Below are 13,716 nucleotides of genomic sequence, written 5' to 3' on the forward strand. Positions count from 1 at the left end.
TTGGTTCTGAATTGCGCTACGGAGTTGGTAGTCCCAGTAGAACGTTGTCAATCAGTCGGGTCGAACCAACGTAGGCTGCGACACAGAGCGCCGCCGGAAACCGCAGGGGACTCTCGGCGCGCTTGAGCGTATCACCGTCGACAAGTTCAAGATATTGCAGCCGATCAACTGTCTCAAGTTGCCGCTCGGCGATCGCAATCAGCTTCTCCACCTCGCGCACTCCTGCGCGGAATTCTTCCGCCGCGGCGAACAGTCCACGACTGATGGCAACGGCTCGCCGACGTTCTTCCTTGCTGAGATACCGATTGCGGCTGCTCATCGCGAGCCCGTCCGGTTCCCGAACGGTTGGCACGGTGACGATCTTGATGGGAAGATTGAGATCTGTCGCCATGCGACGCACGACCGCGCATTGCTGAAAATCCTTTTGCCCGAAAAACACGACGGCCGGATGCACCATGTTGAACAGCTTGCACACGACGGTCGCCACGCCCCGAAAATGCCCAGGCCTGAAAGCCCCGCAGAGTGGTTTCGCCAGTTCGCCCGGCTCGACGAAGGTCTCGAATTGAGCCGGATAGACTTCCTGTGCACCCGGCGCGAACACAATCTCAACACCGGCATCGCGGCACAATTTTTCATCGCGCACGAAATCGCGAGGATAGCTGCTGAGATCCTCGTTTGGTCCGAACTGAGCCGGATTGACGAAAATGCTAACGACGGTGACATCGCATTGCGCTCGGCTCGCGTCGACCAGGGCCAGATGGCCATCGTGCAAATACCCCATTGTAGGTACTAACCCGACGCGTTTGCCCGCGCTGCTAGCCTTCGCTAGCTCACGACGAAGCTCAGCGACCGTGGTAATCGTCTGCATCGTTGCACCTTACATCAGGTTGGGTTGGGAGGAGCCCAGGTTGCGATAATGTCACTCAGGCTTTCAGGAAGCCTATAGCACTCCTGCGGCGCCGGGAACGCACCGGTGCGGACATCGGCAGCCCAGCGCGAGAGCGCCTCTTGTAACATCTGAAAACCATCTGCATAGGCGCGAACGAATTTGGGCCGATGACCTATGGTTAGCCCCAGCACATCATGGAATACGAGCACTTGGCCCGAGCAGTCGGGACCCGCGCCGATTCCGATGGTTGGTATCGATAGCGATTCGGTCGCTCGCTGGGCTAGCTCGGCCGGAATGCCTTCAAGCACCAACGCGAAGCATCCGGCCTCCTGCAGACGGTGAGCGTCATCGAGCAGCCGTAAAGCGTCATCGGCGTTCCGGCCCTGCACCTTGAATCCGCCCATGACATTGACGCTTTGCGGGGTGAGGCCGAGATGGCCCATGACAGGAATTTCGCAATCGACCAAGGCACGCACCATTTCCACGCGCTTGGCCCCGCCCTCGAGTTTCACAGCATCTGCGCCTCGCTGCAGGAACCCTCCAGCGTTGCGTATCGTCTCCTCCGGACCAAGGTGAAAGCTAAGAAACGGCAGATCGGCCACGAGCAGGGCGCGGGGCCTTGTGCGTGCAACAGCCTCCAGATGATGGTTCATCATTGCCATGCTGACCGGCAACGTGTTGTCGAATCCGAGACAGACATTGCCAACGCTGTCGCCCACAAGAATGATATCGACGATGGGGTCGGCGATGCCTGCCGTAACCGCATCGTAGGCGGTGGTCATGGTGACACGCCGCCGCTCCTGCTTCCACCGCTGCAAGATTGGGATCGTGACCCGCTCAACTGACACTTCCGAAGCGTGGCTCATTTTCGATACGTTCCATCAACTAGGCGAAGGGAAATCCGATTGCGACGCGGCCGAGTATTACGCGCAAACTGGGACCATGCTTTCGTATGGAGGACAAGAGAAAACTGTCAACCGTGAAAGAAAGAAAGAAAGAAACATACGTCTCCAAGGTCGCGACCGAGTACACAAACATTCCAATGGTCGCGCGACCACCAAGCAAGAACTTTCAAAATTCAAATTGTCATGTGGAAGCACCTTGTGTCACGCCGCGCCTCAGGGCGCGCTGGGGCGGTCGGAGCCATTCCAGATGAGAGCGCACGGGACGACGCAGGGTGCGCTGATCTAGTCGTGCCGAAGCGCTGCGATTAGCTTTTGGTCTTCCAGTGGCGGAAAGGTGAAGCTGTGGTCAGTCGGGGTCCGGGTCAGTGGTCCCGCCGACTCACGTCATGCTGTCGACACCGCCTTGACGCTTCACTAGGAGTTCGTCCGTTTCCGCGGTGTTGGCTCACGCCATTGCAGGCTGCCCGCGGCACAGATGATCTCTTGGTCGAGCCGCATCAGCGCTTGGCGAGCGATGTCGGCGATGTCAGAGCGCAGGGTGCTGGCCAGCTTGGTTGCCGCCACCCTGCAAAGCAGGTCGAGGTCCGACCAACCCGCAAGTCAATGACCGCGATCGCGTTCTTCTTCCGCCGATTCGTCAGCGCTGGCATCTACCGGATGCTGTAGCAGACGTGCGATCTGCATGGCACCCGCGACTAATGCACGCGGAGACTTCTTCTGGCTTGTGATTTTTTGCATTTGTCGGCGCCTGGATAATGCTCTGGTGCTGCAGGTCGGCTGCGGCGCGCAAGCGGTGACATCGATTGTGCAAGAACCGACACAGCTGCGTGGCCGGCGCTGTTCGCCTGGCCGCTCAAGGCCAGTCGTCGAACATTTTGAGGCTCCTGCCTAAACTGAGATAGATCGGGACTTAGCGGCACGTCGCGGATATTTCACAGGACCGTGCAGCGTCGTGCTTGGCGTATTTGAACGTTCGACGGACTGCTGAATTTCCTTCAGGGCGGACTAGGCTTGCAACATACTATACCCCACCAACCCTAACCCTGTTGCAGCGAAAGCAACGGCCCGATGAACCTGCGGCCGATCAAGCCGCCTCCTCGCCGCTCCGCCGATCGGTTGACGCAGCCAACCATATTCAGGCTTGCTGTTTTCTATTTTCCTTCCACAGCAATGGCCCTTACACGACGATCTACGAATCGCTTCATCGCTGGGCCAAGCGAGGCCGATGGTGCGCAATCTTCGAACCGCTGGCCAAGCCTGGCGAAGATGGTGTTGTGCTGTAGCTCGATTGGACCTCGGTTAAAGCTCACCGGTGTGCGTCCGACGGAAAAGGGGGGAGCACAATCAAGCAATCGGCCGCTCGCGCGCAGGCCGCACGACGAAACTCCATACGCTGAGCAATCCCTTTGCCGGCCGGTCGTCCTGCATCTGATGGCAGGCCAGGATGTCGATATCGCAGCGGCTCCCGATGTCCTGGCGCTCGCGCCACCTATCAGTGCGCTCCTCGCCGACAAAGGGCATGACGGCGACAAGCTTCGCGGCGAAATCGTTCGTCGCGGCGCGAAACCCGTAATCCCCAATAAATGTAACCGTGTTGTCGTCCAGCGCTTCAACAAATGCGCCTAGAAAGGCCGAAACGTCTCGAACACTGCTTTTGCAGGCTCAAGGAGTTCCGGCGCATCGCCCCGCGGTGCGACAAGCTCGGCCGGAATTTCTTGGCCGCTGCGCATCTTGCCGCTCTCGTCGCATATTGGCAATTGAATCTGGATCCTAGTCTTCTTGAGCGCGGCGGCCCCTTGAATTTCTTCTGGGTCCGGAATTTGACGGCGGCCAGCCCAGGCGGAGCCCTTCAGTCGTCACCGCCAGGCTCGAGTGCATCAGGATGCCGCAAACCGTGTGCGAGCTCAGGCAGCCCGCCTTGTCCCCGGCCGCTGTTTATGCTCTTCGTGATTCCGATCGGTCGGAGTTCTATCTTTGATGGCTGAACTGGGTCGTATCATCGAGCACTAGAACCGGACCGCCGGCGGCAATCGTGCGCTCACGCGCCGATTGAAAGTGGCCCGCCAGAATGTCCGCTTCGCTGACCCGGTCATTAGAGAAGAAGCGATAAGCTGCCTTGGTATTCGCCCAATTGGCAGACGAGCGGAATACTTTGTCCGATGGCGCTTCCAATCTGCGTGAGCAGCGGAATCTGTCGCCGAGCCGCGCGTCCCTAGACTGGCATCCACTAGTCTCTCGATCAATCCAACATTCACCGCCTACAAATCGCAAACGGCCTTTTGCCGATCGATCCCTCAATGTGAGCCCCATAGAGCACCCCCTCGCGCATCAGGTGCTCAGCAAGGAACCACAAGCGATTCTTCAAGATGTTGCTGATCGGCGGATCAGCTCAAGCGGAGAAAGTTATGGACAATTGAAAGCCGGTCAACCGCGCCAGTCGCGGCGCTCCGCGCCATGCCTGGCGCACCAAAATAGGCCCCGGCCCATGGGCCAAGGCCTTATCTACCTTTTGAACGATAGATCAATATTTGAGAAGAATCGGGCCGCCAAACTTATAGTTGAGCCGTGCAGTCAGAAGATCCAAATCTTGGCGGACGCGGTCGATCCCACCAGCGGGCTCGGTGAAGCTGACCATGGCAGGCCGCATGAACAGGTGTGCGTACTCGGACCCAACCGACCAATTCGGTGCGAAGCCGTACTCGATACCGGCTGCCAACGCGCCGCCCCAAAGAACGTGCTTGCTTTCTCCACCCAGCTCGCCCGTCGTCCAGATGATTCGAAACGTGTTGCTCGTCACCGCGGCGCCGCTTTGGCCTAAAGCAGTACGTTGTCGAAACCATAACCGATCTGCCCTTTACCAGGCCGAACGCATCAATCTTGGTCTGGTTGATATCCAAAAAAGCAGCGCTGGGATTCCAGCCGGTCAAATCAGCCCAGTTCCCCTGGCCTTCAAGACCAAGCACGATCGGGCCCATCTGCCATCGATAGCCGATCTGGCCACCCACGCTTCCGCTGGTCGCATCATGACAGCCCTCAGGCTTACCGCCATCGGAATCCCAGCAATTCGAGCTTGAGGCCAAGCCGCCGTTCATACCGACGTGTCGACAGAGCATGCGAAACACAACCTCCGCCCTCGGCGGATGCAGGATGCGGCCCGAAGGATTTTGCTTATTGGTTGAGCGAGCCGTTCTCCACCCGAGGCTTCCTACCACACCGCCAATGCCCAGATCGCCGATAACGCTTGCCGACCGGTGGTGGCCAGCGGCCGCGGTGTGTTCATCTTCTGAGCTGAAGTTCTGAGTCGATAAAGGACAGCGAGTATGTTCGTTTCATTCTTCCCTCGACCAAAGTTGTTCTTTGCGTCGTCAATTCTTTGGACGGCATTGGCGATGGCGTTTTGGTATGTATTTGCCGGCAATCTCTTTCAAGCCCCGGAGAAGCCGGTCGGGCTTGCGACGTTCTGGTCGGCCTCGGCGCTGTGGTTTGATCTCTATTTTGCGCTGGCCGTTGCGGTGTTCGCGGCTGCATGGATGTTATTTGCCCCGCATCCCTGGGCGACGTGGTCCATTCTTGGTTCGGCGCTGATCCTGTTCACCTCTTACTTTCAGGTCCAGGTCTCGGTCGCGATCAACAGCTGGTATGGACCGTTCTACGACCTGGTCCAGGCTGCGCTTTCAAAATCGGCGCCGGTCACGGTTGAGCAGTTCTACAACGAATTGTCGACCTTTGCCGGTATCGCGCTCGTGGCCGTCGTGGTCGGCGTGATGACGCGATTCTTCGTCAGCCACTACATCTTCCGCTGGCGCACGGCGATGAACGATTTTTATGTCGCCAACTGGCCACGGCTGCGCACGATCGAAGGCGCCTCCCAGCGCATCCAGGAAGACACCATGCGTTTCGCCAGCACCATGGAAGGTCTAGGCGTTAATCTCATCAGCGCCGTGCTGACACTGTTGGCCTTCCTGCCGGTTCTGGTGAGGCTGTCCAGCAACGTCACGGAGTTGCCTCTGTTCGGCTCGATTCCCTATCCGCTGGTGTTCGCCGCGGTGATCTGGTCAATCCTGGGCACCGGCGTTCTCGCGCTTATCGGCATCCGCCTGCCCGGAATTGAATTTTTCAACCAGCGGGTCGAAGCGGCCTATCGCAAGGAGCTCGTGCTCGGCGAGGATGATACGGCGCGTGCCAATGCGCCGACATTGAGCGTGCTGTTTAGAGACATTCGCAGGAATTACTTCCGGCTCTATCTGAGCTTCATGTACTTCAATATCGGCCGGATCGTCTATCTCCAGACTGACGTCATCTTTCCTTATCTGCTGCTTGCGCCCACAATCATCGCGGGCAAGATCACCCTCGGCGCGATGAACCAGATCCTCAACGCGTTCACGCAAGTACGAACCTCGTTTCAGTATCTCGTCAACTCCTGGAGCACGATCGTCGAACTGATCTCGATCTATCAGCGGCTACGGAGCTTTGAGGCAAAGATCCATGGTGGGCCACTGCCGTCGATCGAGACACAAAAGGAGCGGCCTCATGATTGGCGTAGCTGCAGGAGTTGACGAAACCCGGCCCTTGAGCCGCTTGCCGCAGACCCGATCCGACGCCCCACACTGCGGTCATCGCGTCCCTTGATCGTAGCCCCATATCAACGCTTGTGCTCTCGCGGTGCCTAGACCGGCCTCGGTCCAACTGTTGCGCGTTCCCGAATTGCACGCACCGCATACTTGCGATGCCAGCCGGTCGTCGCGCATATCGCATCGAGATGCGCCTCTTTTCGCCCGGGTGGCCGACCGGCAACGATCCCTTTCGGCCGACACCACCTGCCGCCCCGCGCCCATGCTGATCTTTCCCGCCATAGACGCCACCGGACCAATTCGATGGCAGCCACCCAATCACCGGCGAGAAGTTGTTCAGTGACAATCCGGATGGGGCAATGCGCCTCAGTTCGGGGTCTCAAGGACGCTTCGGGAGTCGCAGCATGCGAAGCATCTCCGAATTCCGCTCAACGCGCCTTTCGCAACATCGGCGTAAGTGGCGGTGAGCAACCGTGCTGTATCTCTCCAATAATCTTGAACCCGTGGCGTTGGTAAAAGAGAATGTTTTCAGGATTCGAACTTTCGAGGTAGGCAGCGATGCCCTGCTCATCACAGCGTTGAAGAGCGTACTTCATCAGCAATGTGCCAAGCCCTTGTCCGGCCCAGTTCGGGTCGACAGCAATCAGGGGCAAATACCAATGTGGCTCGGAGGGATGATGTTCGGCCATTCCCTGGCGCAGGTGTGCCATATGTTCGCTGATTTCCGGGCGCAGGGACAGCGCCATGATTGCGTCCAGCGAATCCTCATCCTGCTGCACGCCCGGAGGCAGCCACAGGGCCGCGGCGCGAGTCTCTCCCGTGACGTATGCTGTGCCATGCTCGAATGCTCGTCCGCCGCAGGCCTTGATGAACTGAATCATGCTGCCAAGATATTGCCCAGGGTCCGGCCAACTCCAACGCATCAAAGGATCGGCGGCAAAGCCGAGGACAATCGTCCAGACGATTCTTGCCCGAATACTTGCGTTCGCCGACGTGACGCCCGGCTCCCTTGTCATGATGCACCGCTTTTCGATCACAGAGTTGAAGGTTGGAGCACAGGACCGATACCTTGGACGTGAGCGGAATGGATTTGCCCCCGAACATTCATCGGATCCCTTTAGTTTCCGTCTCCCGCTCTCATCCTGCCTCAGAAGACCGCCTTCGACGGCCGCTTCGGACGGAGGTTCCTCGCTGGAGGCCCTGACCTTGGGCGCGGATCTGGATCTGGCGAGGACTTGTGCTTTTCGCCATGAGAGCGTCATCTGGATCCAGCGCTTTCCGTAGGAAGGGTCCGTTTTATCGGCGTCGACAACTCTGCCAGCCTTCCGAAAGCAGCGAAAAGACGATTTGAGTTACAAGGTGATCTTGTTTCGCCTGCGAGTTGCATTCGCTCGACGAGTCTAAGCACCGCAGTATAATTTGGAACCTGCCAGCCCAGGTAGGTGCTTGGCATTCGCCCTAAGGATTGCCAACGACGACTTCCCCTTCGGCCTTGCCGCAGCGATCCGCACCCGTGACGTCGCCCGCGCGCATCGAGTTGCCCCTTCGTCGGCCGGCGTCGTCTGGGTCAACGATCATCACCGGCTCGACCCCGCCTCGCCTTGGGGGGGCCTCGGCTATTCCGCCACCGTCCGCGAATACGCACCGAAACCTTCGACAACCGCTTCAACACTAAGAGCGTGATGATCGCCACGCACGAGCAGCCGTTCGACTGATATCGCGACACGCCAACCAGAAGCGGCTGAACAGTGCTGCTCCAGGTGCGAACTGCGTTTGCCACGCCCACAGGCTCCGGCGCAAACCGATGCGATTGTCCCCGAAGCGGCCCCACTGAGCGAAACCTGCGGGCCAAAACGTCAGCGCCTCACCTTTGGCTGCGATTCTTTTTCTGCTTTAGCATTGGCGCCGGCGCCGATACCGGGATGCGATCATCGGGCGAAGCCGAAGCCATTGGAGTATCCTTAGACTGTTCGCGTCCGACTTCGCGGCGCGGCCAGACAAAATCGTCGGCGCGACCGGCCGGTGCCGACAAGGGCTCACCTTTGACCAAGACACGCGCTGCTAGCGCATCCATTGCCATCGGCGCCCCTGGACCGCCGAGCAATTGATCGGCGCCGAAAGAGGGGGCCACCAAGGAAAGGATCGGTCCGGCGAGCGGGCGCAGGTCCGGTTGACCCGGCAGCGCATTGACATCGGGCGTTGCCGGTTCCGTCGGCAGCGCGATCGGCGCGGAACGAGTAGCCAACAACCGGTTGATTTCGCGTTCGACATAATGCGCAAGCTTGCGGGCGCCGGGCTTGGTGAAATACACGCCATCGGAGGAGCGCAGCTGACGGATCTGGCCTTCGAAGTCGGGACCGCGCTGCATAAAATGGCCCGCTTCATCGACAAAGCCGTCCCAGACATCGACATAAGTGATGCCGGCCTTGCCGGCCGCCTCGCGATAGAGCGAATCCAGAAACAGGGTGTCGGCTGTTGCCTTAGGGCCACGTACCACCGGCAGGCCAACCCACAGCACCGGGCCCCCCTTAGATTTGAGCACGCCGATCATCTGTTCGATCTTGTTTTTGTAGAGCTCGATCCAGCGTTTCTCGCGATACTCATAGAGGCCTTTCGGCGAGCGCGTGCTACTCTCCGGTTCGATAGCCGGCGCGTCGGCGGCGTCATTTGGCGACAATTCCGTATCGACCAGTCTGCCATCCGGCTTCGCGTCGACGTTCGTACCGCCCTCCGACTTGACGCCCGGTTTGCCTCTGGCATCCTTCTTGTCTGCGTTTTTGTCCGATGGCTTGATATCGGATTTCTCAGCCGGCGGCTCGCGCATCCCGACTCGATCATCGAGTCCGAGCATGACGACGATGACGTCCGCTTTTTCGGTCGCGAGAATGCCTTTGGCAGCGGCGGCCCAATCGGCCGGATTGCCCTTCGGCTGATATTTGATAAGGCCTGAGACGGTCTTATGTCTACGGATCACGCCCACGTCAGGCTGTTCGGCATAGGCGTCTTCAAGACCATAGGCGAGCCAGTCCGCCATGGCATCACCGAGCACAAGAACATGGCGCTCCGGTACAGTATCGCGCTTTCCGGCCGCGGGCGCCCTCGAAAAATCCTCGCGCGCGGGCGGCAAGGTTTGCCGCCGATCCCAACGAGGCTGGGGAGCAGACGGCTCAAACATGTCGTTACCAAACCAGCCGCCGCCGAACCCGCCACCGCGTTGCGGCTGCGGCCGCTGCTGATATCCGCCGAAATTGAAGAACTGCGCCGACGTCGGGCCGACAACGCCGACCACCATCCCCCCAGCGATGGTTAGCGCAATCAGGGGACCTCTGTCGGTAAAGATGCGCAATTTTCTTAGTTTGTTTGACATGCTCTTGGACCGCACAAGACGAAGAACTGCCGCCACAGAGACTAGCTAGGGTTCAGACTCAATTGATCCAATAGGCGACGACGGCGGCGAGGTGGACGGCGGAAGAAGTTTCTAGCAAGTTTGTCGTAGCGAGTAGAGACACGCCTGAAATCCTTGAGCCGGCAGAAGCAGCGCTCGATAACGTTGCGTCCTTTATAGGCGCGTTTGCTGAAGCTGTGGAGGGTCACCCTGTTGGACTTGTTCGGAATGACGAGTTTCGCGCCGCGATTGACATTTCGGTGCGAAAGCCGTCGCCATCGTAGCCTTTGTCCCCAATGAGGGAAGACATGGGCGCCGCGAGTTTCAAAAGGGCCGGCCTGCGGCAATATCTGCGTCTTGTCCCGGAGTGAGATGAAATGCGCAACGTTTGCAATCGGGGTCGCTCAGCGCGTGATTTTCGTGCTCCGCCCCCCGCGTGAGCGGCCGACGGCCTGTCATGCTCCCCCCTTTTCCCCCGCTCGCGGAGCGATGCGCTTTGATCGAGGTGGAGTCGATCGACAAAGTCAGGCCGTCCTTGCCGCAGCGGGCGAGCGCTTCAAAGATAGCCTGCCTATGTCCGCTCTTAGCCCAGCGATTGAACCGATTGTAGATTGTCGTGTAAGGCCATAGTCGGGCGGGCAATCGCGCGAGCGTGCGCCGCACTGGAGCATGTGAACGATACCGCTGATGATGCGTCGATCGTCTTCGCGCGCCGGCGCGGTCTGGTTCATTGGCAGCTGCGGTCCATCTGAGCCTACTGCTTGTCGTTGAGCCAGAACAGTCCTTTGCGCATCGAAGCCCCCCATGCCGAATCAACTTGGCAAGAGCGAATCAGAAGCAGTTAATTAGGTACAGACCCTAGCAGAAGACAAGCGGCAGACGTTCGAAGAAGGCGGTCCGCATCAAGGGAGAGCGTCAAACTCGAATCCGTGAACGCAGGCACTCGTCTTGATCGACTGCTGGTCGGGCCATTCTATGGCCGCATCATGCTGCTGATCGGCATCGGAATGTTTTCATCTACATTGCCGGTGCCGTGCTGAGCGTGATGCTGAAGACCAGGTTTGGACCCTCGCCCAGAATGCGGTGTTCATCTCCGCGACCTTCGTCGGCATGATCTGGGATCGTTGCGTACCGGGTTTCTCGGTGATCGCTATGGACGCCGCTTCGCGCCATGATCTTGCCCACCAGCCAGGCGCAGCGCTCGATCTGCGTCAGGTCCAAGTCGCATGCGCAGTGTTCGAAACTTATATACTTCCAGCCGTCGGCGATCGGGGCCGGTGCCGTTCGCCGATCCAGCACGACGTCCAGATAGTCGTCCTTGCACGGGCTCATGGCGGTGTCGCTCATGCTCGCTCCATCGGGCGACGGCGTTGGTCCGATCTGACCGAGGGGAGCGGGCGCTCGCCTCCGCCTCCCGCGCGTTCAGCCCGGCGCACGCTGGCCTGCCCCCGCGGCGTCGCTGCGATAGCGGCTGGTCGAGGTCTGATAGTACTGCGCGCAGATGTCGGCCATGGCCTCGATCAACGCTCCCCACGGCGCGGGAAAGCATTCTTCCGCCATCAGGCGGTGCAGCATGCGCGTATGGCCGGCCAGCTCGTCCTTGAGGAACTCCATCACAGGCATAGCCGGATAGCGCTGCAGCAGCAGGATCGCCGCGTTGTCGGCCTCGCCCGCCGTCCTGTCCTTGTCGCGTCCATGCAGATCGTTCTGCAGACGCCCTATCGCGGAGATGAGCCGCAGGACCTGGCGAAATGCCGGACGCTCGCGCAAGGTCGCCATGTCCAACCCCCACAGCAATGACAGGCAACAGAACACATTCGCGTAGGCAATCGAATCGACGCCATTGTGCAGGTACTCGGCGTAGGACCAGCGTTCCGCCCCTGCCGCCTGCGCGGGTCCGGCGCGCAGCGCTGCGCAGTAGCGCCGGGTATCGTCGAGAAGCTGAGCATAGTCGCGACGATCGTAGGCGAGTGCGGCCAGCGAGGCGCGCAGCACCGCGCAGCCCTCGAATCCGGGGAGCGCGCACGGCAGGCCCTGCCCCAGCGCCTGCTCCACCGCGGCGAGCTGCTCCGGCGCGATCAGGCCAACGTCGTTGCAATCGTCGAGCCAGAACAGCAGCGCCAGTTCGCGATAGAACGCCACGATCAGCGTTTCGTCCTGCGGATCGCGGCCGGTGCGGGCGCTGGCGTCGCGCAGGCTCGGGTGGATGCGCTGCAGGATGTACTGGCCGCCCCTGACTGCTTCCACGGCATGCTCATCGGCGAACCCGGTCAGGGAATGCCCCCACTCCAGCACCTGCTGCAGCGCGCGTTGGGTCTGGATCATGGCGCCGCTCCTGCTCCCTTGGCCAGGGCGCGCCGCCCCCAATGAAGTGCCAGCCACAACCCGGCGAGTTCAGCCACGCGCACGACCCGCGTGGGGCAATATAGTTCTTTGCCGATCCACAGCGACGTCTGCGGCAATGGATGCGCCGCATGGCGGGCGAGCATCCACTCCAGCGCACGCGCCACCGCCTGCGCGATGCGCGGGCGCCCTGTCGGCTCTTCGTTCCCGTCCATCACGTGCAACGCGAACAGCGCATAGGCGGTTTCCTCGAATGTGGACGCGCGACCGGCGCCCCAGCCGCCGTCGCCGCGCTGCGCGCGCAGCAGCGCCGCCAGCGCGCGCTCGTCGCGCCACTGGGGGTTGCCTTGCGCCAGCGCAGCGATGGCATGCGCGGTGGGATACAGCCATGAAACGTGCCATTTTTCGTTGTCCCATACACCGTCCGGGTTGCGATTGGCTTCGACATAGGCGCTGGCGGCGGCGGTAGGCTTTCCCAACAATCGCAACGCATGCAGGGCATGGATGTTGGTCGACATCGAGGCATTGCGCTCGCCGGGGAAGGTGACAAACAGCTCGCCGCTTTCGAATTGGCGCAACGCATCGACCGCCGGGTCGCGGCCTGCAAGGCGCAGGACACACAACGCAATGGCGGTGTCATCCGCATCGGCCGCGAAGTGCAAGGCCGGGCCGAGACCGCGCACACCCAGGCGGGCATCGAGCTGCGCGACAATCACGCGCATCACCTCAGTGAGCGCGGGATGCGCGAACAACCCGGCCAGATGCAGGGTGTACAGCGACCAGCATGGTTCGAACACATTGATCGGCCAGACGTTGGGAACGACACCTTCGATGCCGCTGCGCGTCGCCTTCGATGCCGCCTTCAGATACGCGTCCGCGCGCCCGACCTGCGACGTGCTCCCCTGTGTCAGGACGTGCGCACGCCACGCGGCGGTGGCCGCCGGACTGATGCCGATGCTGCCGTCGTCGTCCGGGCATGCGGTTGTCGGCGAGGTCCCCCAGGCTTCCCAGGAGTGCAGCAACGGATGGCCGCTCGGCAACGTCGCCACCGCCGCCAGCTTGACCAGGCACGCTTGCCGCAACGGCAACAGCGCCGGGTGGCGCGGAAACGCCACGCCGCCCAGCAAGGATGCGGCCTCGCCGCAAAATTGCGGCAAGATCAGCTCCGCGCCGATCGGCGCGTCTTCCGGCACCGCATGCGCGTAGGGATCGGGCTGGCGTTCGAGGAACCGGGTTGCAGCCTGGACCGCGTCGGCCGCGCCGGGAAAAGGATCGGCGCGTTGCAATGCCAGCAACGCCGCCCACGTGGGCGCATGACGGAACAGCGGGAAGTCCGCGCTTCCCCATCCGCCATCGGCCTGTTGCTGCGAGATGAGCCACGCGTAGGCGTCCTGCCGACCGGTGACGTTGCCGTGGAATTGCAGAGCTCGCGCCGTGTCGTAGACGGACGGACCGACGCTGCCCCCGTCGCTCATCTCGCTCAGCAGGTGGCGCAATTCGGAAAGGATCTGTTCGGACTGCGCGTTCACGCGGGATGTTCCTTCTGCAGACGGTTGACGAGAACCAGGATCGGGCAGACGCCGCGCACGTCGTCGCAGGTCCGTCGCGGCCCGGCCGATGGGC

The 13,716-nt window shown here is 60.8% G+C and carries 12 protein-coding genes and 5 pseudogenes; 5 read left to right on the forward strand and 12 right to left on the reverse strand.

The features are described from left to right. Positions 1 to 16 precede the first annotated feature (16 nt). The 3 genes from panC to AC0L2J_RS15935 all read right to left on the reverse strand — a co-directional run bounded on the left by panC (position 17) and on the right by AC0L2J_RS15935 (position 2,331). Complete coding sequence (gene panC / locus AC0L2J_RS15925; RefSeq protein ID WP_473254478.1) at positions 17 to 868, reverse strand: pantoate--beta-alanine ligase; 852 nt, start codon at positions 866 to 868, stop codon at positions 17 to 19. Positions 869 to 882: 14 nt separating this feature from the next. Beyond that, positions 883 to 1,755: a 3-methyl-2-oxobutanoate hydroxymethyltransferase gene (gene panB / locus AC0L2J_RS15930; protein ID WP_317245083.1), complete on the reverse strand. Its 873-nt coding sequence runs from the start codon at positions 1,753 to 1,755 to the stop codon at positions 883 to 885. 453 nt (positions 1,756 to 2,208) lie between these two features. Then, positions 2,209 to 2,331 carry a hypothetical protein gene (locus AC0L2J_RS15935; RefSeq protein WP_473254518.1) on the reverse strand — a complete coding sequence of 41 codons (123 nt, stop codon included), beginning with the start codon at positions 2,329 to 2,331 and terminating at the stop codon, positions 2,209 to 2,211. On the opposite strand from AC0L2J_RS15935, the gene AC0L2J_RS15940 reads away from it, so the two are divergent. Then, complete coding sequence (locus AC0L2J_RS15940) at positions 2,278 to 2,460, forward strand: hypothetical protein (RefSeq protein WP_473391890.1); 183 nt, start codon at positions 2,278 to 2,280, stop codon at positions 2,458 to 2,460. The genes AC0L2J_RS15935 and AC0L2J_RS15940 overlap by 54 nt on opposite strands. On the opposite strand, the gene AC0L2J_RS15945 is transcribed toward AC0L2J_RS15940, so the two are convergent. Beyond that, entirely contained in the window at positions 2,395 to 2,532 is a 138-nt protein-coding gene (locus AC0L2J_RS15945; RefSeq protein ID WP_317245085.1) for a hypothetical protein, read from the reverse strand. The two genes, AC0L2J_RS15940 and AC0L2J_RS15945, sit on opposite strands and share 66 nt — an antisense overlap. A gap of 434 nt (positions 2,533 to 2,966) precedes the next feature. Between AC0L2J_RS15945 and AC0L2J_RS15950 the strand changes: the two are divergent. Continuing rightward, positions 2,967 to 3,548: pseudogene (locus tag AC0L2J_RS15950) on the forward strand (IS5 family transposase); the annotation flags it as partial. A 214-nt stretch (positions 3,549 to 3,762) separates the two neighbouring features. Here the strand turns inward: AC0L2J_RS15950 and AC0L2J_RS15955 are convergent. Both AC0L2J_RS15955 and AC0L2J_RS15960 read right to left on the reverse strand, forming a co-directional pair. Further along, complete coding sequence (locus AC0L2J_RS15955) at positions 3,763 to 4,104, reverse strand: transposase DNA-binding-containing protein (RefSeq protein WP_473254480.1); 342 nt, start codon at positions 4,102 to 4,104, stop codon at positions 3,763 to 3,765. A 211-nt stretch (positions 4,105 to 4,315) separates the two neighbouring features. Continuing rightward, positions 4,316 to 4,591: an outer membrane protein gene (locus AC0L2J_RS15960; protein WP_473391774.1), complete on the reverse strand. Its 276-nt coding sequence runs from the start codon at positions 4,589 to 4,591 to the stop codon at positions 4,316 to 4,318. Positions 4,592 to 5,114: 523 nt separating this feature from the next. Here AC0L2J_RS15960 and sbmA point away from each other — a divergent pair. Continuing rightward, positions 5,115 to 6,350, forward strand: coding sequence for a peptide antibiotic transporter SbmA (gene sbmA, locus AC0L2J_RS15965; RefSeq protein WP_473391777.1), 1,236 nt, complete (start codon positions 5,115 to 5,117; stop codon positions 6,348 to 6,350). Positions 6,351 to 6,793: 443 nt separating this feature from the next. Here sbmA and AC0L2J_RS15970 read toward each other — a convergent pair whose 3' ends face one another. After that, positions 6,794 to 7,381: a GNAT family N-acetyltransferase gene (locus AC0L2J_RS15970; RefSeq protein ID WP_473391781.1), complete on the reverse strand. Its 588-nt coding sequence runs from the start codon at positions 7,379 to 7,381 to the stop codon at positions 6,794 to 6,796. 433 nt (positions 7,382 to 7,814) lie between these two features. Between AC0L2J_RS15970 and AC0L2J_RS15975 the strand changes: the two are divergent. Beyond that, positions 7,815 to 8,080 (forward strand): annotated as a pseudogene (locus AC0L2J_RS15975) (aldehyde dehydrogenase family protein); the annotation flags it as partial. Positions 8,081 to 8,229: 149 nt separating this feature from the next. Here the strand turns inward: AC0L2J_RS15975 and AC0L2J_RS15980 are convergent. Both AC0L2J_RS15980 and AC0L2J_RS15985 read right to left on the reverse strand, forming a co-directional pair. Continuing rightward, positions 8,230 to 9,732, reverse strand: a complete 1,503-nt coding sequence (locus tag AC0L2J_RS15980) for an SGNH/GDSL hydrolase family protein (protein ID WP_473391784.1) — start codon at positions 9,730 to 9,732, stop codon at positions 8,230 to 8,232. A gap of 58 nt (positions 9,733 to 9,790) precedes the next feature. Then, positions 9,791 to 10,543, reverse strand: a pseudogene (locus tag AC0L2J_RS15985) (IS5 family transposase). Between the two features lie 136 nt (positions 10,544 to 10,679). Between AC0L2J_RS15985 and AC0L2J_RS15990 the strand changes: the two are divergent. Further along, positions 10,680 to 10,916, forward strand: a pseudogene (locus tag AC0L2J_RS15990) (MFS transporter); the annotation flags it as partial. Positions 10,917 to 10,920: 4 nt separating this feature from the next. Here the strand turns inward: AC0L2J_RS15990 and AC0L2J_RS15995 are convergent. The 3 genes and pseudogenes from AC0L2J_RS15995 to AC0L2J_RS16005 all read right to left on the reverse strand — a co-directional run. Continuing rightward, positions 10,921 to 11,186, reverse strand: a pseudogene (locus tag AC0L2J_RS15995) (type 2 isopentenyl-diphosphate Delta-isomerase); the annotation flags it as partial. After that, complete coding sequence (locus AC0L2J_RS16000; protein ID WP_473391787.1) at positions 11,173 to 12,075, reverse strand: terpene synthase family protein; 903 nt, start codon at positions 12,073 to 12,075, stop codon at positions 11,173 to 11,175. The pseudogene AC0L2J_RS15995 and the gene AC0L2J_RS16000, both read right to left, overlap by 14 nt. After that, positions 12,072 to 13,622 (reverse strand): hypothetical protein, encoded by a 1,551-nt coding sequence (locus AC0L2J_RS16005; protein WP_473391790.1) that lies wholly within the window; start codon positions 13,620 to 13,622, stop codon positions 12,072 to 12,074. The genes AC0L2J_RS16000 and AC0L2J_RS16005 overlap by 4 nt, the downstream gene beginning before the upstream one ends. Between the last annotated feature and the right edge of the window lie 94 nt (positions 13,623 to 13,716).

Source organism: Bradyrhizobium sp. MV1.5 (assembly GCF_055807615.1).